This window comes from Desulfosediminicola flagellatus (assembly GCF_005116655.2).
Taxonomy (GTDB): domain Bacteria; phylum Desulfobacterota; class Desulfobulbia; order Desulfobulbales; family Desulfocapsaceae; genus Desulfopila; species Desulfopila flagellata.
In genome coordinates, this window is the sequence record NZ_CP050698.1 from 491,433 (window position 1) to 512,617 (window position 21,185).

General features: G+C 44.0%; 19 protein-coding genes and 5 tRNA genes. All 24 read left to right on the plus strand.

What is annotated here, in order from left to right; translation table 11 throughout:
• Nucleotides 1-35: 35 nt before the first annotated feature.
• The 24 genes from FCL46_RS02005 (at nt 36) to rplJ (ending at nt 21,149) form a co-directional block, all read left to right on the plus strand.
• Nucleotides 36-1,184 carry a DVU0298 family protein gene (locus FCL46_RS02005; RefSeq protein WP_136810549.1) on the plus strand — a complete coding sequence of 383 codons (1,149 nt, stop codon included), beginning with the start codon at nt 36-38 and terminating at the stop codon, nt 1,182-1,184.
• Nucleotides 1,177-1,776: a tetratricopeptide repeat protein gene (locus FCL46_RS02010; protein WP_136810550.1), complete on the plus strand. Its 600-nt coding sequence runs from the start codon at nt 1,177-1,179 to the stop codon at nt 1,774-1,776. The genes FCL46_RS02005 and FCL46_RS02010 overlap by 8 nt, the downstream gene beginning before the upstream one ends.
• Nucleotides 1,777-1,797: 21 nt before the next feature.
• Complete coding sequence (locus tag FCL46_RS02015) at nt 1,798-2,460, plus strand: riboflavin synthase (RefSeq protein ID WP_136810551.1); 663 nt, start codon at nt 1,798-1,800, stop codon at nt 2,458-2,460.
• A 49-nt stretch (nt 2,461-2,509) separates the two neighbouring features.
• Nucleotides 2,510-3,718 (plus strand): bifunctional 3,4-dihydroxy-2-butanone-4-phosphate synthase/GTP cyclohydrolase II, encoded by a 1,209-nt coding sequence (locus tag FCL46_RS02020; RefSeq protein WP_136810552.1) that lies wholly within the window; start codon nt 2,510-2,512, stop codon nt 3,716-3,718.
• 61 nt (nt 3,719-3,779) lie between these two features.
• Nucleotides 3,780-4,247: a 6,7-dimethyl-8-ribityllumazine synthase gene (gene ribH, locus FCL46_RS02025; protein WP_136810553.1), complete on the plus strand. Its 468-nt coding sequence runs from the start codon at nt 3,780-3,782 to the stop codon at nt 4,245-4,247.
• A 128-nt stretch (nt 4,248-4,375) separates the two neighbouring features.
• Entirely contained in the window at nt 4,376-4,801 is a 426-nt protein-coding gene (gene nusB / locus FCL46_RS02030; RefSeq protein WP_136810554.1) for a transcription antitermination factor NusB, read from the plus strand.
• Between the two features lie 113 nt (nt 4,802-4,914).
• Complete coding sequence (locus tag FCL46_RS02035) at nt 4,915-7,050, plus strand: DNA translocase FtsK (RefSeq protein WP_136810555.1); 2,136 nt, start codon at nt 4,915-4,917, stop codon at nt 7,048-7,050.
• 279 nt (nt 7,051-7,329) lie between these two features.
• Nucleotides 7,330-7,746 carry an adenylyl-sulfate reductase subunit beta gene (aprB, locus tag FCL46_RS02040; protein ID WP_136810556.1) on the plus strand — a complete coding sequence of 139 codons (417 nt, stop codon included), beginning with the start codon at nt 7,330-7,332 and terminating at the stop codon, nt 7,744-7,746.
• Between the two features lie 70 nt (nt 7,747-7,816).
• Nucleotides 7,817-9,835, plus strand: a complete 2,019-nt coding sequence (gene aprA / locus FCL46_RS02045) for an adenylyl-sulfate reductase subunit alpha (protein WP_136810557.1) — start codon at nt 7,817-7,819, stop codon at nt 9,833-9,835.
• A 285-nt stretch (nt 9,836-10,120) separates the two neighbouring features.
• On the plus strand, nt 10,121-11,380 hold the full coding sequence (locus FCL46_RS02050; protein WP_136810558.1) for an FAD-dependent oxidoreductase: 1,260 nt from the start codon (nt 10,121-10,123) through the stop codon (nt 11,378-11,380).
• 5 nt (nt 11,381-11,385) lie between these two features.
• Nucleotides 11,386-13,647, plus strand: coding sequence for a hydrogenase iron-sulfur subunit (locus FCL46_RS02055; protein ID WP_136810559.1), 2,262 nt, complete (start codon nt 11,386-11,388; stop codon nt 13,645-13,647).
• Nucleotides 13,648-13,773: 126 nt separating this feature from the next.
• Nucleotides 13,774-14,961, plus strand: a complete 1,188-nt coding sequence (gene qmoC / locus FCL46_RS02060) for a quinone-interacting membrane-bound oxidoreductase complex subunit QmoC (RefSeq protein WP_136810560.1) — start codon at nt 13,774-13,776, stop codon at nt 14,959-14,961.
• 1,188 nt (nt 14,962-16,149) lie between these two features.
• Nucleotides 16,150-16,225 (plus strand) — tRNA-Thr (locus tag FCL46_RS02065).
• Between the two features lie 80 nt (nt 16,226-16,305).
• Nucleotides 16,306-16,390: transfer RNA gene (locus FCL46_RS02070), tRNA-Tyr, on the plus strand.
• A 35-nt stretch (nt 16,391-16,425) separates the two neighbouring features.
• Nucleotides 16,426-16,501 (plus strand) — tRNA-Gly (locus FCL46_RS02075).
• A gap of 26 nt (nt 16,502-16,527) precedes the next feature.
• Nucleotides 16,528-16,603 (plus strand) — tRNA-Thr (locus FCL46_RS02080).
• Nucleotides 16,604-16,661: 58 nt separating this feature from the next.
• On the plus strand, nt 16,662-17,852 hold the full coding sequence (gene tuf, locus FCL46_RS02085; RefSeq protein WP_136810561.1) for an elongation factor Tu: 1,191 nt from the start codon (nt 16,662-16,664) through the stop codon (nt 17,850-17,852).
• A gap of 71 nt (nt 17,853-17,923) precedes the next feature.
• Complete coding sequence (gene rpmG / locus FCL46_RS02090) at nt 17,924-18,073, plus strand: 50S ribosomal protein L33 (protein ID WP_136798095.1); 150 nt, start codon at nt 17,924-17,926, stop codon at nt 18,071-18,073.
• A gap of 8 nt (nt 18,074-18,081) precedes the next feature.
• Nucleotides 18,082-18,158 (plus strand) — tRNA-Trp (locus tag FCL46_RS02095).
• A 96-nt stretch (nt 18,159-18,254) separates the two neighbouring features.
• Nucleotides 18,255-18,506 (plus strand): preprotein translocase subunit SecE, encoded by a 252-nt coding sequence (gene secE, locus FCL46_RS02100; RefSeq protein ID WP_136810562.1) that lies wholly within the window; start codon nt 18,255-18,257, stop codon nt 18,504-18,506.
• A gap of 85 nt (nt 18,507-18,591) precedes the next feature.
• Entirely contained in the window at nt 18,592-19,125 is a 534-nt protein-coding gene (gene nusG, locus FCL46_RS02105) for a transcription termination/antitermination protein NusG (RefSeq protein WP_136810563.1), read from the plus strand.
• Between the two features lie 92 nt (nt 19,126-19,217).
• Nucleotides 19,218-19,643 carry a 50S ribosomal protein L11 gene (gene rplK, locus FCL46_RS02110; protein ID WP_136810564.1) on the plus strand — a complete coding sequence of 142 codons (426 nt, stop codon included), beginning with the start codon at nt 19,218-19,220 and terminating at the stop codon, nt 19,641-19,643.
• Between the two features lie 62 nt (nt 19,644-19,705).
• The gene (rplA, locus tag FCL46_RS02115) at nt 19,706-20,410 is read left to right on the plus strand and encodes a 50S ribosomal protein L1 (RefSeq protein ID WP_136810565.1); all 705 of its coding nucleotides are present in this window, start codon (nt 19,706-19,708) and stop codon (nt 20,408-20,410) included.
• Nucleotides 20,411-20,621: 211 nt separating this feature from the next.
• A complete protein-coding gene (gene rplJ, locus FCL46_RS02120) occupies nt 20,622-21,149 on the plus strand; it encodes a 50S ribosomal protein L10 (protein ID WP_136810566.1) in 528 nt (175 codons plus the stop codon).
• Nucleotides 21,150-21,185 lie beyond the last annotated feature (36 nt).

Below are 21,185 nucleotides of genomic sequence, written 5' to 3' on the forward strand. Positions count from 1 at the left end.
TTTAGCTTAGAGCAACCTTTTACTATCGAGTTCTCATGAGTAAATCAGATATTAAAAATCCGCCTTGGTGCCCTTTTTGCGGGCAACGGGTTGGTCGCCCCCGTGAAGCTGAACAAAGAAGACTGAACGAATTTCCCGTAGGGGACTGTCAGTGTGGTGCAATTTATACCAGTGACGCCACTGGGCATAATGTAGGGTCTGCAATGGTCGAGGCGCTCGTCTATGCCTGCAATGATAACTGGGATTTTGCCTGGGAATTGCTGCCAGAAGACGATTACTTGACTGGGCGAATAGAAAATTACGACGAACAACGTCACGAAGTATTTGAAAAGGGTCATGTTGATGGTCGGCCTGTTCGTGGTGTTTTATATTTTGTCAGATTGCATACAGAAATCAATGAAATCGCAGGGCGCCTTAAAGCCAAAAAAGAAAGCGATATTGAGATTTCAACTGTCAAAAAGATGATTGCTGAAGATCGTCCAGCTCTCGAGCCTGCTCCAGATGAAAAGCGTGTTAAAAAGAAGGCCAATAAACGGCTTGTTAAAGAACTGGTCGAGCAGGCTGATGTTGATAGTCTGGTTGCCCTGTGTTTTGACGACAAGAAAACGTTGCGGCTGATGCAGCGGCTTCTTTATGATCCATATGACGAAAAGCGCTGGCATGTTGCCTGGATGATCGGACAGGTTACCGGAAGAGTAGCAACGCGCGAGCCGGGGCAGGTTTCCGAATTATTACATCGCTTATACGAGGCATGTAACGATTCCGCCGCCACGCATTGGGGGATGGTCGAAACCCTTGGAAGTGTTATTGCCGTGCGCCCTGATATTTTTGGTGCCTTTACTCGTCACCTGCTTAATTTTCTTGGGCAGGATACAAGCCGGGTACAGGTGCTCTGGGCACTTGGTGAAATCGCTGAGACCCGTCCTGACCTGATTAGAGATACGCCTTTTTACAATCTTTTTCATTTTCTCCAGCATCCAGATGCTGCCGTACGTGGGCATGTTGCCAGATTGCTTGGCAGAATTAATGCTTCAGAAGCTTCGATGCAGATTATGACATTGAGTGGAGATGAAGAGGAATTCATGATGTGGGAAAAAGGCCGAATGATTTCAACCACGGTTGCAAAAGAGGCTGCTGGTGCCCTTGCTGCAATTCAGGGAGGTTTAAAAAAGAACGATGAATGATTTACAGAATTTGAAAGATATTGCACCAATGGCTGATAAGCCGAAGGGAAGCAGTGAGCCGGTCGATCCAATAGCTGCAGATTACGATGAGGGTAAACGCTTTATAGGCAATGGCAACCTGTCTCAGGCGGCGATGTCTCTGCATAACGCCCTGCTGGGCTATGAAGAGAAAGGTGATAAAGCTGGTATTGCCAATGCAAGTAATCAGCTTGGTCATGTTTGTCTTGCCAAAAACGATTTTGTCGGTGCTGAAAATCATTATCAAAGAGCATGGGATCTGTGTGAAGAGCTTGGCGATCCTATGAGTTTGTTTGAATTGAATAAGCGATTTGTACAAGTAAATCGGGGATTAAAAAACTATGACAAAGCTATCAAATTATGCTTTGACATACTAGACGTCTATCAGGGCAATAATGACCCACGTGGCACTGTAGGAATTCTCGAGACACTGGCGGAAGTGTATATCGATGCTGATAGTGTTGAGAAAGCTGCTGATACATTTCGTACAATCGCCTCGATTCATAGGAATTTCAAACATGAGTCTATTGCGGATACCTTTGAGCAAAAAGCCAAAGATATTCTAAAAGGCTAGTAACCGGTTACTTCGAGAAAAATGTTTACAGGAATAATACAAGGTACAGGAAAGTTATTAGCTAAAAGAACTGTGGGTGGTGGTCTGGCTTTTGATCTTGAGGCCGGATTCGATATTGATGCACCGATGGAGGGTGAATCTATTGCCTGCAGTGGAGTTTGTCTTACCGCGTACAATATTTCGGGGCGTCGCTTCAGTGCAGATGTCTCTCCAGAAACATTGTCGAGGACAAAACTCGGGAAGCTCGTGATAGGTGATAGTCTCAACATGGAGCGGGCTCTTAAACTTTCAGACCGTTTAGGTGGACATCTTGTCTCCGGGCATGTTGATTGTATGGCTACGGTGAGTACTATTGATCCTGTCGGCGACTATACGGTCTTTACATTTTCAATGCCTCCGGAGCAGTCTAAATATGTTATTGAAAAGGGGTCGGTGACCATTGACGGTATAAGTCTTACCGTAAATAGTTGCAGCCCAGGTAGCTTTTCGGTATCTATTATTCCCCATACGCTTAAGATGACCACACTTGGGAAACTTAAGAGTGGGCATGAAGTAAATATTGAAGTTGATGTTATAGGTAAATATATAGAGAATCTATTGCTCGCAGGTGGCCGGATTTCCGGTGCAGCTAATAAACAGCAGACGATCTCGCAGGGATTCCTGGCCGAACATGGGTTCCTTTAGAATGAGCCCTTTTCGGGTTTTCAGCTAACTTTATATAATTGTGAAAGCTATGGCAGTAAGTCCTATTAAAGAAGTAATTGAAGATATCAGAGCAGGCAAAATGGTCATCCTTGTCGACGATGAAGATCGTGAAAATGAAGGTGACCTGTGTATGGCCGCAGAGGCGTGCACTGCTGAACATATTAATTTCATGGCTAAGTACGGACGCGGACTGATTTGTCTGACCTTGAGCCCGGATATTGTTGACCAGCTTGAGTTGCCGATGATGGTGACCAATAATAAGTCACCTTATGGTACCGGTTTCACTATAAGCATTGAAGCCCGTATCGGTGTATCTACAGGTATTTCTGCGGCAGATCGTGCCAGAACAATTGAAGCTGCTGTTGCAGAGGATGCAAAACCTCGCGATCTTATCAGCCCGGGACATATATTTCCGCTTCGTGCCAAAAAAGGTGGTGTACTTGTACGTACCGGTCAGACTGAAGGGTCAGTAGATCTTGCCAGGCTTGCCGGAATGCGAACTGCCGGTGTTATTTGCGAAATCATGAACGATGACGGAACAATGTCACGCATGCCTGACCTTAAAATATTTGCCAAAGAACACGACCTGAAAATTGCAACAATTGCAGACCTTGTTGCTTACCGTCTCAATCAGGATATCCTGGTTCACAGGCAGGTTGAAGCACGGATACCAACAGAGCACGCAGGTGAGTTCACTTCTATTGTCTACACCAACGATGTTGATGATATGGAGCATCTGGCTCTTGTCAAAGGCGATATCTCCAAGGTAGATAAGGTACTTGTTCGAGTTCACTCCGAATGTTTAACCGGGGATGTTTTCGGCTCATCACGTTGCGATTGTGGATTACAGCTCAATGCGGCAATGAAGATGGTAGACCAGGAAGGTGCCGGAGTGATCCTTTACATGCGTCAGGAAGGGCGTGGTATTGGGCTGGTTAATAAGCTAAAGGCATATAACCTGCAGGATAAAGGGTTGGATACGGTAGAGGCGAACCTGGAGCTTGGGTTTGATGCTGATTTACGCGATTACGGTATAGGTGCACAGATACTACGTGATCTCGGTATCAGCAAAATGGCGCTTCTAACCAACAACCCGAAAAAGATTGTCGGGCTCGAAGCATACGGTCTTGAAGTTGTTGCAAGGTACCCGATCGAAATAGAGGCGGGTGATGAAAGTTTAGGATATCTTGTCTGCAAGCGTGACCGGATGGGACATCTTATTGAGATTGATGATTAGTCGATACTCATTACGCAGTTTTCATTAAACGTCATTGATTATTAAAGGCTGAGGAAAGAAGATGGCAAATTATATTGAAGGTAATCTTAAGGCAGACGGCAAAAAATTCGCTATTGTCGTAGCCCGTTTTAATTCTTTTGTAGCAGAGAAACTTCTTGATGGAGCTCTCGACACACTTGTTCGCTCCGGAGCACTCGACTCCGACATTGATGTCGTAAGGGTTCCAGGTGCTCTTGAGATCCCGCTTGCGACTAAAAAACTTGCAGGTACCCAGAAGTATGATGCGATTATCTGCCTCGGAGCAGTTATTCGTGGCGCGACTCCGCATTTTGATGTTGTTGTGAATGAGGCTTCTAAAGGGACTGCTCAGGTAAGTCTTGATAGTGGTCTTCCTGTTCTTTTTGGTGTGCTTACCACCGAAACTATTGAGCAGGCAATTGAGCGCAGCGGTACAAAGGCTGGAAATAAAGGGTCTGAGGTCGCAGTTGCTGCAATTGAAATGGCCAACCTTGTTGCCAATCTTCACTAAAATTGAGTAGTGTGCAGGCTGTGATAAAAAAGTCTGCACTTTAATTTATCAGGAGGTATAGGTTATTGGACGTAAGTCGTCCAGAAACCAGCCTCCTGTATTCGTCTTTAACCAGGAAGTTGACGTTTATGGGAGTTCGACGTAGAGCCCGAGAGGCCGCATTACAGTTCTTGTTTCAGGAAGATTTTAAACTGGAAGAGGGGCATCGGGAAGAAGAGCTTGTTGAACGGTTCGATGCGTTCTGCACCTTGTATCAGGTGAATAAGAAAGCCCGACCCTATGCCCAGGAATTGCTTCAGGGGATTATCAAGATTCAGGGGGAAATCGATGCAAATATCGGTGAGGCTGCCAGTAACTGGCGTCTTTCCCGGTTGGCAGCCACAGATAGAAATATTTTACGTCTGGCTGTCTATGAGATGATCTCGGATACCGAAATACCCGATCAGGTCGCAATAAATGAGGCTGTAGAGATAGCAAAACGCTTTGGTAGTGATGAATCGCCAGCTTTTATCAACGGTGTGCTTGATGCAGTAAAAACAGTTTTGCGTTCATAGCGGTGCCTTAGCCGGGGCGACCCAGCCTTGCAATTCCATCTATAACCGTGTACACCTTGCACGGTTAGCGTAACTTCTTACTAAATTGCATTTTCAGGAGCGTTCTGCACATTATGGCACAGAAAACAGAGCAGTCACGGCCGGGATTCAAACAGGAATCGGTTGCTGTACTGGGTATTTTTGTTTCTATTTTTCTTTTTTTAAGTCTTCTCTCCACAACTCTGCAAACAGGAAGCAACTGGTGCGGAGATATTGGTGAAATAATAGCACTGGGTTTGCTGGGTATTATCGGGTGGAGTAGCTACCTGTTGACCGGTTTACTTCTGGTGATGTCCTGTCTTTTTTTCAGTCCGAAAATGTCCTTTGACAGGGTTCCTCATGTTACATTAGGCCTTACCGCCGGAGTGATTTCTTTTTGTGGTTTGCTTTCTGCAACTTCTCTAAGAGACCCTGAACTCATTGAAACGGGCGGTTTGGTTGGAAGGTGGTTCTTTTCAGTCGTGCAGATGTTTCTTGGTAATGGCGGAACACTCCTTTTGCTCGGTTTGATCTTTTTGATATCGCTGATGTTGGCAGTTCAATTTTCGCCTTACCAATTGATGCGGTTGATTGGGGGCGTCTTTAAAGCATGTTTTCGACTTGTTGGTGCTTTGTTTAAGCGGAAAAAGAAACCTCTCACCGCGGCAGGAACCACCAAGCAGATACTTAAGACTGAAAGAGAACCGAAACCTGTTGTTGAATCACCTGCTGCACCTGCATCAAGTAAGCCGGTTGTTAAAGAGTTACCTAAAAAGGTTGTTGAAAAAGAATCTGATGAGTCTTTTGCTACAACGCAACTCGCCAGGGGAGATTGGAAACTTCCCCCATTGTCACTTCTGACAAAAAACGATCAGGTGCATGAACAGATCGATAAAGAAGTATATTACAAAATTTCCAAACAGCTTGAACAGAAACTTAAAAATTTCGGAGTTTCTGGAAAGGTTGTAGGAATATCTCCAGGGCCGGTTGTAACAACATACGAGTTTTCGCCTGCACCTGGTGTAAAGATAAATAAAATAGTTGGGCTAGCTGACGATCTTGCTCTTGGACTTAAGGCTAAGTCTGTCAGGGTGGTTGGTTCAATTCCTGGTAAAGCTGCACTTGGTATTGAGATTCCAAATGATAATCGTCAAATTGTATATATCAGAGACCTTCTTGGTACTGAGGAATATAGGAATAACAACTCAAAACTGAATTTAGCACTGGGGCTTGATGTTATTGGTAATCTTGCAACCGGAAATCTTGCAAAAATGCCGCATCTGCTAATTGCCGGGGCGACTGGTGCTGGAAAAAGTGTGGGGATTAACACGATAATCGCATCGATTCTTTACAATGCAACGCCAGATGAAGTTCGATTTTTAATGGTTGATCCTAAGCGCATTGAGCTCTCGGGGTACGAGGGGATTCCACATTTGCTGCATCCTGTAGTGGTTGATCCTAAACTGGCAAGTAAAGCATTGAACTGGGCTGTGCGAGAGATGGAACGCAGGTACAGGATGCTTGAAGAAGCAAAAGTTAAGAGTTTCGATTCGTATAACGAAACAGCAGAACACAAGATGCCGTATATCGTCATTATTGTCGATGAGCTTGCTGATCTTATGATGGTAGCATCAAAAGATGTCGAAGCGGCAATTGCCCGGCTTGCACAGATGGCCAGAGCTGCGGGAATTCATCTCATTCTGGCGACCCAGAGGCCTTCTGTTGACGTATTGACCGGCCTGATCAAGGCTAACTTCCCAACGCGAATATCATTCAAGGTGTCCTCTAAAATTGATTCTAGAACGATCCTGGATAATAGTGGTGCAGAGCATCTGCTTGGTGCTGGTGACATGCTTTATCTTGCTCCGGGTAGTTCGAACCTCCAGCGTATTCACGGTGCGTTTATTTCTGAAAAAGAAACTGCTCAGATTGTTGAATTCCTTAAAAAACAAGGTGAGTCAACATATGATGAGGGAATCATAGAAGAAATAGAAAAAGAAGCTGCTGGCGAATTAGTCGCCACAGAAACTGATTATGACGAAAGATATGATGAGGCTGTGCAGTTTGTGACAGAGTCAGGTCAGGCATCAATCTCATCTCTGCAGAGACGCCTGCGAGTAGGGTACAACAGGGCTGCAAGGATGATTGAGACCATGGAGAGTGAAGGCCTGATCGGACCTGCTGACGGTTCAAAGCCTCGAGAGGTTCTGGCGAGAAATAGCTACGAGTAGACATCTAGTGAATAAATTGAAATTTCTTGACAATCTTACTGCAACAAATTATAAGAAAAAGTCTTGAATAAAATGAGGATTCATTCATTAAATTCTTGTTGGTTTACATAAGTTTATATATCGCTGTATCCAATTGATTATCTGGTTGTTTGAAAAAAAAAGATACAGATTATCGGGTAATTAGTTTTAGTAAGTATTTTTGCAGTAAAGAGTACAAGTCTTAGCTGGTCCTGAATGTTCAGGACCACAACAGTTAAAACAAACTGAGGAGGTAGTTTAATGCCAAGTTATGTAGATCCTTCCAAATGTGATGGCTGCAAGGGTGGAGACAAAACCGCGTGCATGTACATCTGTCCGAACGACCTGATGGTACTTGAGAAAGGCGAAATGAAAGCCTACAATCAAGAGCCTGATGCATGCTGGGAGTGTTACTCCTGCGTAAAGATTTGCCCTCAGGGTGCAATCTTTGTTCGTGGCTATGATGACTTCGTGCCTATGGGCGGTCAGGTTCATCCAATGCGTAGTGCCGATTCCATCATGTGGACCGTTAAATTTCGTAATGGTGCAATGAAGCGCTTCAAGTTCCCAGTGCGTACAACCGCTGAGGGTGCTGCTAACGCTTATGTCGGTGAGACAGGTGCTAATCTCGATGACGAATGTCTTCTTCTCGAGGCCGATCTCCCAACACCTAAGTAATCAGGCGTTTGGAATTTGAAACTAGCAAGCAAAAAAAAAATCTTTAGTATTTATTTAAGGAGATTTCAATATGGCATTACCAAATAAACCCAAAGGTGAATTAGTTGCCGTGGTCGACCCTGAGGTTGTAGAGCATGATGTAGATGTTCTCATCGTCGGTGGTGGTATGGCTGCATGTGGTACCGCTTTCGAAATTAAGAAGTGGGCTCCAGCTGATATGAAGATCGTACTTGTAGACAAAGCGTCTCTTGAGCGTTCTGGTGCTGTTGCGCAGGGTCTCTCTGCTATTAACACCTACATTGGTGAGAATCCGATCGAGAACTACGTAAAAATGGTTCGTAACGATCTGATGGGCGTTGTACGTGAAGATCTTATCTATGACTGTGGACGTCACGTAGATGAGTCAGTAAAGCTGTTTGAAGAATGGGGTCTGCCAGTATGGAAGAAAGATGCAGACGGCGAGAACCTCGACGGTTCTAAGCCTGCTCCTACCCTGCGTGAAGGCGGACAGCCTGTACGTACCGGTAAATGGCAGATCATGATCAACGGTGAGTCTTACAAGTGTATCGTTGCTGAGCCTGCGGCTACCGCTCTCGGCGCTGATAACATCATTGAGCGTGTTTTCATCGTGAAGATGCTCCTTGACAAGAACAAGCCAAACCAGATCGCTGGTGCTGTTGGTTTCTCTACCCGTGAGAACAAAGTACATGTTTTCCGTTGCAAAACTGCAATGGTTGCTTGTGGTGGTGCGGTTAATATTTTCCGTCCACGTTCTACCGGTGAAGGTAAAGGTCGTGCATGGTACCCAGTATGGAATGCTGGTTCAACCTACACCATGTGTGCTCAGGTTGGTGCTACCCTTACCATGATGGAAAACCGTTTCACCCCAGCTCGTTTCAAAGATGGTTACGGTCCTGTTGGTGCATGGTTCCTTCTTTTCAAAGCTAAAGTTGCTAACGGCTTGGGCGAGTTTTATGCAATGGGCGATGCAGCTAAGGAAGAGCTTTCTAAGTTCATGCCTTACGGCGCGTCTCCAGTTACTCCTACCTGTCTTCGTAACCACTTGATGATCAACGAGCTGAAAGAAGGTCGTGGTCCTATCTATATGGCTACCGACGTTGCTCTGAATGCTTTCCTTGACGAGCGTCGCGAAGCTGGTATGGACGAGAAGTCTCTCAAGAAATTCTGGAAACACCTTGAGTCTGAGGCGTGGGAAGATTTCCTTGATATGTCCGTTGGTCAGGCTGGTCTCTGGGCTGGTATGAACGTTGAGCCTGAGAAAGTAGGTTCTGAGATTATGCCAACCGAACCATACATGCTCGGATCTCACTCCGGTTGTTGTGGTATCTGGACCTCTGGTCCGGAAGAAGACTGGGTACCTGAGATTGCTAACGAATCTCGTGCTCACAAGTACAAGTGGGGCTACAACCGTATGACCACAGTTGACGGTCTCTTCACTGCTGGTGATGGTGTTGGTGCTTCCGGTCATAAGTTCTCCTCTGGTTCTCATGCTGAGGGTCGTATTGCTGCTAAGCAGATGGTTAAATTCTGTCGTGACAATGCTGATTTCACCCCTGAGCTTAAGCAGACTCCTCAGGAACTTGCTGACGAGATCTACGCTCCAGTTAAGCGTTACAATGAGTTCAAGGATGCATCTACAGCTGAAGATGTGAATCCTAACTACTGTAAGCCTGCTGGTATGATGATGCGTCTCATGAAAGCTACCGATGAGTATGGTGGTGGTGTTGCTACATACTACATGACCTCTGGTAAGCTTCTGAACATCTGTCTTGATCTTCTTCAGATGCTTCGTGAAGATGCTGAGAAGATGGGTGCTGGTGACCTCCATGAGCTCATGAGAGCTTGGGAGAACTACCATCGTATCTGGTGTGTTGAGACTCATATCCGTCACATCGAGTTCCGTAAAGAATCCCGTTACCCAGGATTCTACTACAGATCTGATTTCCCAACCTGTGATGACGAAAACTGGAAGTGTTTCGTTAACTCTACTTTCAACCCAGAGACCAAAGAATGGCTCTGTGAGAAGGTTGAGGTTGTGAACATCATTGAGACCGAACCTTGGCTGTAATGGTACAAGGGCGAAAGTCTTGATATGATGTAGTGAAAATCTCCAGGAATTGTATGATTCCTGGAGATTTTTTGCTATCTAGGCCTTTTTTTGTTTTATGAAGGGCAAAGGAATTTAATTGCTTTGATCTACATAAGTTAAAAAAAGATTTGATGATTTTAATTTTTCTGGTTTTGTAGGTTTTAGTCCAATAGTTGGCATATATGTTCAAAGTATGGAGATGCCATGCTGAGAATGTGCCAATGGTCAATATATTATTTTTAAGAGTAATTATGGAGGAAAGGTATGACTGACGAGCAAGGCACCACTGGTGCAGTTTTGGTCGTAGGCGGAGGAATCAGTGGCCTGACAGCTGCTCTGGAGACCGCCGAAGTCGGAAACGACGTATTCCTGGTCGAAAAAAGCCCAACCTTTGGTGGCAGGGTTGCCCAGTTGAATGAGTATTTTCCGAAAATGTGTCCACCGAGTTGTGGGCTGGAAATTAATTTCCGTCGCATCAAGGAAAATCGTAGAATTCGCACATATTCTATGACCACTGTCAAGGAAGTTACAGGTGGTCCTGGAAATTATGAGGTTACGTTAGAAATCGCACCTCGTTTCGTTAACAGCAACTGTACTGCTTGTGGCGATTGTGCGGTTGCATGTCCAGACGAGATTGATAGCGATTTCAACTTTGGTCTTGGTAAAAGTAAAGCTGCATATCTTCCTCATGAAATGGCGTTTCCTCGTCGTTATGTGATCAATAAGGAAGGACTTTCTGCTGAAGGTGCTGAAGCCGTTAAATCAGCGTGTAAGTACAATGCAGTTGATCTTGATATGGCAGTAGAAACCGTAACCATTAATGTTGCTTCTATTATCTGGGCGACAGGTTGGGTTCCTTACGATGCGACCAAGATGGAGAATTTAAAGTTTGCAGAATCTGATTCTATCATCACCAATATGATGTTAGAACGAATGGCTGCTCCTAGTGGGCCTACTGCTGGAAAAATTGTTCGCCCTGGCGACAATAAAGAAATAGAATCTATCGGCTTTGTTCAGTGTGCAGGATCCCGTGATGAAAATCATCTCGAATACTGTTCACATATTTGCTGTATGGCAACGTTCAAGCAGATGACATACATTCGCGAACAGTACCCGGATGCTAAAATTTATGTTTTCTACATTGATCTTCGCACACCTGGAAAATACGAGAAATTCCGTGAAGCTCGTATGGCCGACGCAAATGCAGAATTTATAAAAGGCAAGGTCGCTGAGATTATTCCTGAGGCAGATGGTAGCGTTACTCTGATTGCAGAGAATGCTATTACCATGGAAAAACTTTCCCAGAAAGTTGATATGGCTGTCCTTGCAACTGGTATGCAACCTTCACTTTCCATACAGGGAGCACCAACTGCTCTTGAGATGGATAGTAATGGTTTTGTAATCACTGATGCTGATAAAGGCATGATTGCAGCTGGTTGTGCTAAGAAGGCTGCTGATGTTGTTACAACTACTCAGAATTCCACTGCAGCTGCCTTGAAGGCAATTCAGGTTTCCAGGAGGTAAGGACAATGGATAAAAAATATTGCGCATATATATGTACGGGATGTGGCATCGGGGATGCGCTCGATATTGAGGCTCTTTCCGAGGTTGTATCCAGCGAGATGTCCATGGAGTGTAAAACACATGAATATCTCTGTGGCAAAGAAGGGTTGGCGACAATTCAGGCAGATATCGCAGGTGGTGTAAATACTGTTGTTGTTGGTGCATGCTCCCCTCGTGTAATGACCACTGAATTTAATTTCGGTGAGGATAAAATTACCGTACGTGCAAACCTTCGTGAGCAGGTTGTGTGGTCTGAAGTTAAACCGGCAGAAGGTGAGGAGCCTGCAGCTGATGCAGCTGAGTGGCTTCAGGAAACTGCAAGCGACTACATGAGAATGGCATGTACCCGTGCCAAAAAGACTGAACTTGCAGAGGCTTTTACGCTCGAGAACATTAATAAGACCATCATGGTTATGGGTGGTGGTATTTCTGGACTTACAGCAGCTAAAGAGGCTGCGGCAGCAGGGTATGAAGTTCTGTTGATTGAAAAGGAAGCAGAAGTTGGCGGTAAAGCTAAAGGCTGGAGAAAATCTTTTCCTTCTAAAGCTCCGTGGACAGATCTTGAAGAGAATCCTGTTGAGGCACTTGTTGCTGAAATTGCAGCTGACTCTAGAATTACCATCAAAACTGCAACTGAAGTTGCACGTATTGCTGGTTCTCCAGGAGATTTCAAGGTTTCACTTAAAGCTACCGGTACTAGCGGTGAGTGGGATGCTCCTGCAAAAGTTACTGTTGATGAGCAGGAACTCATTAATAAGGGCGAGAAAGAAGATCCGAATGCTGGACTTCAGCAATATGTTGCTGTCGACCCTAATTCTGTACCAGTAGGTGCTGTTGTTCTTGCAACTGGTTGGAAGCCTGCTGATGTTAGCGAATATGAGCATCTTGGGCATGGTAAAATAAAAAATGTTGTGACTAATGCTGAATTTGAGAAACTTGCTAAAGAAGGCAAGGTTCCGGCAAATGTAGCATTTATTCAGAGTCCGGGTGGCAAAGATAACGATAAGGATTTCCCTTATTGTAACTCTGTAACTTCGATGGTTGCTTTGAAGCAGGCTCAGTATGTTTGTCAGGATAATGCCGAAGGTAAAGCATACATTCTTTATCAGCATATGCGTACCCCTGGTAGTATGGAGCTCTTCTATAAAGCTGCTCAGGATAACGATGGCATTTTCATGACTAAAGGTAACGTCATGGAAGTTGGTGAGGCTGGTGGTAAGCTCACTGTTTCAGTAGAAGAAACTCTTCTCGGAGAAGACCTGAATCTTGAAGTTGACATGGTCGTACTTGCTGCCGGTATGGAGCCTACCACACTTCACGAGAACACTGTAAACCTTGCCTATCGTCAGGGCCCTGCATTTATGGACCTCGATCTTTTTGATGGCTATGCTGATTCTCACTTCATCTGTTTCCCTTACGAAACCCGAAGAACAGGCGTCTATGCTTGTGGTGGTGTACGTAAAGCTGAGACTATGGAAGAGGCGATTGATGATGCAACAGGAGCGGCACTCAAAGCAATTCAGTGTCTTGAGTCTACAGATCGTGGTGTTTCAGTACACCCTCGCTCCGGTGATGCGACATATCCTGAATTCTTTATGCAGCGTTGTACCCAGTGTAAGCGTTGTACTGAGGAATGTCCTTTTGGTGCTCTTGATGATGACGAGAAGGGTACACCGCTTCCTAATCCTACACGCTGTCGTCGCTGTGGTACCTGTATGGGTGCATGTCCAGAGCGTATCATTGGATTCAAGGATTACAATATCGATCTGATTGGTTCAATGATCAAGTCTATTGAAGTACCTGAAGACGATGACGACAGGTTACGTATTATCGTTTTTGTTTGTGAAAACGATGCATATCCAGCTATTGATATGTCCGGTATGAAGCGCAACGGTCTCAATCATATGGTTCGTTTTGTACCAGTTAGATGTCTTGGATCAGTTAACATGGCATGGATTCGTGATTCGCTTTCTGCAGGTATGGACGGTGCAATGCTTCTTGGTTGTACTTACGGTGATGACTACCAGTGTCACTTCGTTAAGGGGTCCGAGATTGCTACCAAACGTATGGAAAACATCGGTGATACTCTTTCAACTCTTGGTCTTGAGCCTGAGAGATGTGCTGCACAGCAGATTGCAATTACCGATTATGACAAGGTGCCTCAGATCATCAACGACTTCGTAGAAGAGATTGTTGAAATGGGTCCAAATCCATTCAAGGGCTTCTAACCTGTTTTTATCATTAACACAACCGCAGATGGAATCATCTGCGGTTGCGTTACACTTGTATTTTGAGTTATAAGATCGCATGAGATCATGAAATAGTGTTTTTGATAATATAACAGGAGGGATTACATGAATGTTCAACCGGATTTAGAATTTATAAAATCTTTGAAACTGGCAGGAGGTGACACGCTTAAAAAATGTTACCAGTGCGCAACATGTTCAGTTGCCTGTCCGCTTTCAACAGATGACAAACCATTTCCTCGTAAGGAAATGATATGGTCTCAGTGGGGTATGAAAGAAAACCTCGTTGCTGATCCTGATGTGTTTTTATGTCATGCATGTGGTGACTGTACAGAGATGTGTCCTCGAGGGGCTAAACCAGGTGAAGTGCTTGGAGCTATTCGCTCTTATGCCTACACATTCTATGGTTGGCCATCAGGACTTGCAAAACTTGCAACAAGTGCAAAGAATCTACCAGTGCTGATTGGTATTCCTTCAATCATTATATTAGTATTGTGGTTTCTTTCCGGGGCTATGCATGTGCCTTCTGTTGAGCATTTTGCAAGTCACGGATATCAGCAGTTTTTCGGTACCTGGGATTTCAGATGGTATGCGAAGAATATTTTCTTCATAGTGCTGTTTATGGTACCTGCTGCAGGCCTTGCAGTATTCTCTGTATTTATGGGCATTACCAAAATGTGGAAGGAGATGACTAAACGGGCAGGGATAAAATCTGCATTTAGACCATCTATCGTGCAGTTCTTCCAGATGTTTCTGTGGCCCACACTCGTTGAAACAATGCAACATAATCGTTTCCGCGAATGTACCGTTAATACCGACAGGGTGAAAGGACATTTGCCACTGGTTCTGGCTTTTATCGGTCTTTTTATCGTTACCTGTTGGTCACTTCTTAAGAATGATGTCCTTGGATTATTCTGGACTTCATTGCATGGACCACTGCCTCTCATAGATCCTTTCAAAATTTTAGCGAACGTTTCTGCAATTGCTCTACTTTACGGTATCTGGATACTCTGGAGTAATCGTAAAGATTTAGAGGCAAAAGGAAGAGCGACTCCTACATTTTATGATTGGTTCCTTATCTGGGAAATCCTTGCTGTAGGTGTAACAGGCGTTGGTGCAGAGTTATTGCGCTGGGCGGGATTACCAATATTTGGTTATATTGTATATTTCATGCATCTCGTAGCTGTTATGATGCTGTTCCTGTACATGCCATACACCAAATTCGCACACATTGTCTACAGAACAACAGCTATGTGTTTTGAGAAGTATCGCGAAAGCGGATTTGCTAAACAGTAAGTAGAAACTTAGCTGCTGATTGCAGCTGAGATAGTTTTAGAAGTCAAAGCCATCTTTCCTTTTTTTGGGGGAGGTGGCTTTTTTTTGTTTATCTGCATGGTGCATGACAACATGCGTACCTCGATTTATTGTGAAGCGTCTCTGATTCCTTCATTCAAACCTATCAGGCTTTGCCTTCGCACTTTATCAGTTCTATACGGTATCCAGCCTAATATCACATAGAGAATTTTACATACTCTGTATTCAAGAGATTTCGAAATCTCAATACTAAAGGTATGGCTCAGTATCCTTAAGGTAAATGTCTCTGTCATAGAATCAGGACTATGGCTGATGCAGGGTGGCCGTTATGATAGAATGGCACAACTATTCGTAACATTGGTAAACTCTACGTTTTATTATCTGGAAACTTATGAAGATGAAACCAGTACAATTTGAGAGATAGAAATCCAGTCGATATTGCGAGCATGATTTTTGAAAACTTCGAAGATTTCGGTGAACAGGCACTACTCGGGTAGCCTATAAGAAAAATAGTACTATTGTTAAACCTTATGTGTAGTGAGTGAGAGTAATATTACGATCCTGTACTACGTACTAATGAACGCGATTATCATGCTGACGGAAATAGATGGGTGTAGTAGCAAGAAAATTACAAGCCATGTTGCTTTGATAAGAGTTTTTATTGTATCAAATGTAATGAATGCTGGTGTAGTCATTTATCGGTGTTTGCCAGAATTTACTGATATGATACTGAAGTTGAGATATGAGGTTCATAGTTATTTGAAAATTATCCTATTGAATTACCAACAGAATGCAATTTATATTAGTACATAGTGTAAATTATAGTGGAAGTTCCCTGTAGAAAGTGTTAATCACTGTGCCTGAAAAAAAATCGTTAATACTGGACTATGGGACTCGCAGTTATTAGTATAATTGTTCCTGTTCTAAAGATAGTACATTGTCCAGTATCAATTTGAGGTTTTTTTACGCACGGCCAGGTTATTGACCCAGTGCTCTTGAAAAAAAAGTCTAAAGAGCGATAATTACAAGTGACTCTTCAAATCGTTAAAACATCGATTGGCTAGTCAGGTAGTAAGTGGGCCTTGATCACTTTCGAGAGAAAAATGATTGAATCTGGAAAAAAGGTGTTGCTTTAAAATATACGAACGTGTATATTCCCGTGCTTTGTAAGCTGGCGTAGCTCAATTGGCAGAGCAGCTGATTTGTAATCAGCAGGTTGCGGGTTCAAGTCCCATCGCCAGCTCCAAAAAAAAATAAAAAGTACTTTACAAAGTGCTTCTGAGAGAATATAGAGTGTCTGTCATTTTGATCAGACATTCAAGTGAAGGAGGGGTTCCCGAGTGGCCAAAGGGAACAGACTGTAAATCTGTCGGCAACGCCTTCGGAGGTTCGAATCCTCCCCCCTCCACCATCTCTTTTTAGCATGGCTAGATACTTTCGAAAAGGGCGGGAATAGCTCAATTGGTAGAGCATCAGCCTTCCAAGCTGAGGGTTGCGAGTTCGAGTCTCGTTTCCCGCTCCATGCTGCCTCATAGAAGTGAAATTGGCGCCCACGTAGCTCAGTTGGTAGAGCGCATCCTTGGTAAGGATGAGGTCACCGGTTCAAATCCGGTCGTGGGCTCCAGATCTAATAAAGTGTATTACGAAAAGAAAACTTACAACGGCCTGAGGAGACAAGAGAAATGTCAAAGGAAAAATTTGAAAGGACTAAACCGCATGTCAATGTAGGAACTGTCGGTCATATCGATCATGGTAAGACCACATTGACTGCTGCTATTACCCGTGTTTTGTCTACTAAAGGTCAGGCTTCTTTTACTGACTTCAGTGATATTGATAAGGCACCGGAAGAGAAAGAGCGTGGAATTACTATCGCTACTGCTCACGTAGAATATGAGACTGTTAATCGTCACTATGCTCACGTAGATTGTCCTGGTCATGCTGATTATATTAAGAACATGATCACTGGTGCAGCTCAGATGGACGGAGCTATCCTTGTGGTTGCAGCAACTGATGGCGCTATGCCTCAGACTCGTGAGCATATCCTGCTTGCACGTCAGGTTGGTGTACCTGCAATCGTTGTGTTCCTTAATAAGTGTGACATGGTTGATGACGAAGAGCTTATCGAACTTGTTGAGATGGAGCTTCGTGAGCTTCTTGATAAGTATGAGTTCCCAGGAGACGATATCCCATTTGTTCAGGGTTCAGCTCTCTTAGCTCTTGAAAATCCGGAAGACGAAGAAAAAGCAAAATGTATCTGGGACCTCATGGATGCCGTTGATTCATACATTCCTGAGCCAGAGCGTGATGTTGATATGCCATTCCTTATGCCTATCGAAGATGTTTTCTCAATATCCGGTCGTGGTACTGTAGCTACCGGTCGTATTGAGCGCGGTGTTGTAAAGGTTGGTGAAGAGGTTTCTATCGTTGGTATTAAAGACACCATCAAGACTACATGTACTGGTGTCGAGATGTTCCGCAAGCTCCTTGATGAAGGTCAGGCTGGCGATAATATCGGTGCACTTCTTCGTGGTGTTAAGCGTGAAGAGATTGAGCGTGGTCAGGTTCTTGCCAAGCCAGGTTCTATTACTCCGCACACACAATTCGAAGCAGAGTGTTATATCCTCGGTAAAGATGAGGGTGGACGTCATACTCCATTTTTTAACGGATATCGACCACAGTTCTACTTCAGAACAACTGACGTTACCGGTATTGTAACCCTTCCAGAGGGTACTGAGATGGTAATGCCTGGTGATAACGTTTCTGTAACCGCAGAACTGATCACTCCTATCGCTATGGATGAGGGACTTAGGTTCGCTATTCGTGAAGGTGGTAGGACCGTAGGCGCCGGTGTTGTAGCAAAAATCATCAAGTAAGTTACTGGCGCAATAAAGTTTTATCCTGTCCTGCTTGCAGGGCAGGATAAATTTTGCATAGGAAGATCGGAATGAGAGACATAGTTACCCTCGCATGTGGTACATGTAAACGTCGTAACTACACCACGACGAAGAATAAGAAAAATACTCCGAATAAACTCGAGTTTAAAAAATACTGTCCTTTTTGCAGGAGTCATACTCCGCACAAGGAGACTAAGTAACAAAACACAGGCCAGTAGCTCTAATTGGTAGAGCACCGGACTCCAAATCCGGGGGTTGGGGGTTCGAATCCCTCCTGGCCTGCCATTTTTATGGCAGGTGTTTTTGTGTTTGGTCAACGGTGCTTTTTAAGCCAATATTCGTTGAAATTTATTAGAAGAAACCTCCTTTCGGGCATTAATTATGGCAGGGAAAGCGAAATCGAAGAAAAGCAATGCGGTGAGTAAAGACAATACTCCGTCTCCATTCGCACCTGCTCAGGTTAAGAAATTTGTTGAGGAGGTGAAGGTTGAGTTCGGTAAGATCGTATGGCCGGACAAGAAGATGACCCTGGGGTTAACCGGGATAGTTATCGTTCTGACCTTTGTTATATCTGCTTATCTCGGTTCTGTTGACCTGCTCCTCGGTAAACTTGTCGCGTCATTTTTAAGATAACGCGTCGTCAGGATCCTGTTTGATTGCATGAGCCATCTAGCGATCTGCTCCAGCTTTATTCAAACACTCAAGGAATAAATTACTCATGGCAAGACAATGGTACATACTCCAAGTCCACTCAGGATTTGAGGATAAGGTTAAAGCCACCCTTGAAGAACGGATTCGCAAGGAAGGACTTGAAGAATCTTTTGGTGAGATCCTTGTTCCGACCGAGCAGGTAGTTGAGATGATCAAAGGTTCCAGGAAGACTTCGTCAAGAAGGTTCTTCCCAGGCTACATGCTTGTAAGTATGGAACTCAATGATCAGACATGGCACACGATCCATCAGAACATGCCACGGGTTGTTGGATTTGTAGGCGATGATCGTAACCCGATTCCATTGTCTGATGAAGATGCTGCTAAGATTATCGGTAGGATTCAGGATGGTTCTGAAAGGCCGAGACCGAAAGTAATATTTGATATTGGTGAAACAGTTCGGGTTATAGACGGCCCATTTGCCAATTTTCAGGGTGTTGTCGACGAAGTTTTTCCTGAAAAAGGTCGTGTACGCGTCATGGTTTCAATTTTTGGGCGCGAAACTCCTGTCGAGCTTGAGTTCGTACAGGTAACAAACACCTGATATGTGGTGTACGGTTGATCCCGCACTACTCTTAAAATCTAATTAATTAGATTTCAAATTACAGAAAAAAGTTTGTTAGTTGGAGTGAGAAAATGGCCAAAAAAGTAATGGCATACATTAAGCTGCAGATTGCTGCAGGAAAAGCAAATCCATCTCCACCAGTAGGTCCTGCATTGGGCCAACATGGTGTGAACATCATGGAGTTTTGCAAAGCTTTTAATGCAAAAACCCAAAGCATGGGAGATACCATTGTTCCTGTTGTAATTACAGTTTACCAGGACCGGTCTTTCAGCTACATAACCAAGACTCCACCTGCATCAGTACTGCTTCTTAAGGCGGCTAATCTGCAGAAGGGATCAGGTAATCCAAAGGCTGAGCGTGTTGCTGAGCTCGGTCGCGATAAGATTAAAGAAATCGCTGAGATTAAAATGCCTGACCTTAATGCGTATGATATTGCAGCTGCTATGAAAATAGTTGAAGGTACTGCCCGTAGTTGTGGAATTACTGTTGTAGACTAAATTAGAATTTTAATTTTACTGCAGGTAGAGACACGCAGAGCTCTATCGATGTAGGAGGCAAAATGCCGAAGCGCGGAAAAAATTATAAAAATAAAGCTGAGACATTAGATAAAAGTGTCCTTTATTCTATTGAAGAAGGTGTCAAAAAAGCTCTCTCTATGAGCTTTGCAAAATTTGATGAAACTTTTGACATTGCGATGAAGTTAGGCGTTGACCCACGTCATGCCGACCAAATGATTCGTTCGTCTGTTGTGTTACCGCATGGTACTGGTAAAGTGACGCGCGTTCTCGTTTTCGCGAAAGGACCGAAAGAAGCTGAGGCTAAAGAAGCCGGGGCTGATTTTGTTGGTGGCGACGATTTAGTAGAGAAGATTAAAGAAGGTTGGCTCGAGTTCGATAAAACTGTAGCTACCCCTGATATGATGGGTACTGTAGGTAAGATCGGACGAGTTCTCGGACCTCGTAATCTTATGCCAAACGCTAAACTTGGTACTGTTACATTTGATGTAGCAAATATTGTCAAGGAAATCAAAGGTGGTAAGGTTGATTTCAAGGTTGAAAAGACAGGTATCATTCACGCAGGTGTAGGTAAAACCTCTTTTGGTGAAGAGAAACTCATCGAAAATATTACTGCGTTTATTGAAAAAATCATTCAGTTAAAGCCATCAGCCAGTAAGGGAATCTATCTAAGATCTATTACTATCTCATCTACGATGGGGCCTGGTGTTAAGCTTGATCCAGTAGCTATCAGATCAGCAATAAAGTAAATTTTGGTTAGAGCATCAGTTTTGACTGATGCTCTTTTTTTGGTCGAAGACAGCAGGTACTAGTGTTTAATCATGCGTATACGCGTGACCTGCCGAGACAGAAGGTAGTTTAACTACCTTTTTGTAACATGTGGATAACCCATATGTTGACTGTACCAGCGCATCAACTGCTGTTTCGAATAACGTTAATATCTAAATAGGGAGGAGCACTTTGAATCGTGATGATAAAGCGACCATAGTCTCGGAATTGAATGAATCATTCAACCGAGCTAAATTCGCTGTAGTCGCAGACTATTGTGGTTTGAAGGTTTCTCAGTTGGAACAGATTCGTGTTGAACTGCGAAATTGTGACTCTGAGATTCGCATAGCAAAAAATACTCTCCTGAAAAGAGCAGCCGCTGATACAGGCAACGCTGTGCTTAGTGATTCATTTACTGGCACCACCGCTGTCGTCATGGCCTATTCTGATCCGGTCGCACCTGCAAAAGTGCTCGCCAAATTCGCAGAAGGTAATGATAAGTTTGTAATCAGATGCGCAGCACTTGAGGGAGATAAACTGGAACTGGCCGGAGTGATTGCTCTGTCCAAGCTGCCGACCAAAGAAGTACTGCTCAGTCAGTTGCTTTCCGTACTCAACGGAGTGCCTACTGGTCTTGTACAGGTTCTCACTGGAGTACCACGTACCTTTGGTTATGCTCTTAACGCTCTTAAAGAGCAGAAAGAACAGGCAGAAGCATAATTTTCCACTCGTTTTTACGACGTGTAAACTACTTTA

Excerpts from the sequence above, each read along its gene's own strand:
- nusB (WP_136810554.1), top strand. The coding sequence starts at position 4,376 with ATGGGAGTTCGACGTAGAGCCCGAGAGGCCGCATTACAGTTCTTGTTT.
- FCL46_RS02010 (WP_136810550.1), top strand. The coding sequence starts at position 1,177 with ATGAATGATTTACAGAATTTGAAAGATATTGCACCAATGGCTGATAAG.
- FCL46_RS02015 (WP_136810551.1), top strand. The coding sequence starts at position 1,798 with ATGTTTACAGGAATAATACAAGGTACAGGAAAGTTATTAGCTAAAAGA.
- FCL46_RS02035 (WP_136810555.1), top strand. The coding sequence starts at position 4,915 with ATGGCACAGAAAACAGAGCAGTCACGGCCGGGATTCAAACAGGAATCG.
- FCL46_RS02020 (WP_136810552.1), top strand. The coding sequence starts at position 2,510 with ATGGCAGTAAGTCCTATTAAAGAAGTAATTGAAGATATCAGAGCAGGC.
- aprA (WP_136810557.1), top strand. The coding sequence starts at position 7,817 with ATGGCATTACCAAATAAACCCAAAGGTGAATTAGTTGCCGTGGTCGAC.
- tuf (WP_136810561.1), top strand. The coding sequence starts at position 16,662 with ATGTCAAAGGAAAAATTTGAAAGGACTAAACCGCATGTCAATGTAGGA.
- nusG (WP_136810563.1), top strand. The coding sequence starts at position 18,592 with ATGGCAAGACAATGGTACATACTCCAAGTCCACTCAGGATTTGAGGAT.
- FCL46_RS02005 (WP_136810549.1), top strand. The coding sequence starts at position 36 with ATGAGTAAATCAGATATTAAAAATCCGCCTTGGTGCCCTTTTTGCGGG.
- FCL46_RS02055 (WP_136810559.1), top strand. The coding sequence starts at position 11,386 with ATGGATAAAAAATATTGCGCATATATATGTACGGGATGTGGCATCGGG.
- rplK (WP_136810564.1), top strand. The coding sequence starts at position 19,218 with ATGGCCAAAAAAGTAATGGCATACATTAAGCTGCAGATTGCTGCAGGA.
- secE (WP_136810562.1), top strand. The coding sequence starts at position 18,255 with ATGGCAGGGAAAGCGAAATCGAAGAAAAGCAATGCGGTGAGTAAAGAC.
- aprB (WP_136810556.1), top strand. The coding sequence starts at position 7,330 with ATGCCAAGTTATGTAGATCCTTCCAAATGTGATGGCTGCAAGGGTGGA.
- FCL46_RS02050 (WP_136810558.1), top strand. The coding sequence starts at position 10,121 with ATGACTGACGAGCAAGGCACCACTGGTGCAGTTTTGGTCGTAGGCGGA.
- qmoC (WP_136810560.1), top strand. The coding sequence starts at position 13,774 with ATGAATGTTCAACCGGATTTAGAATTTATAAAATCTTTGAAACTGGCA.
- rplA (WP_136810565.1), top strand. The coding sequence starts at position 19,706 with ATGCCGAAGCGCGGAAAAAATTATAAAAATAAAGCTGAGACATTAGAT.
- rpmG (WP_136798095.1), top strand. The coding sequence starts at position 17,924 with ATGAGAGACATAGTTACCCTCGCATGTGGTACATGTAAACGTCGTAAC.
- ribH (WP_136810553.1), top strand. The coding sequence starts at position 3,780 with ATGGCAAATTATATTGAAGGTAATCTTAAGGCAGACGGCAAAAAATTC.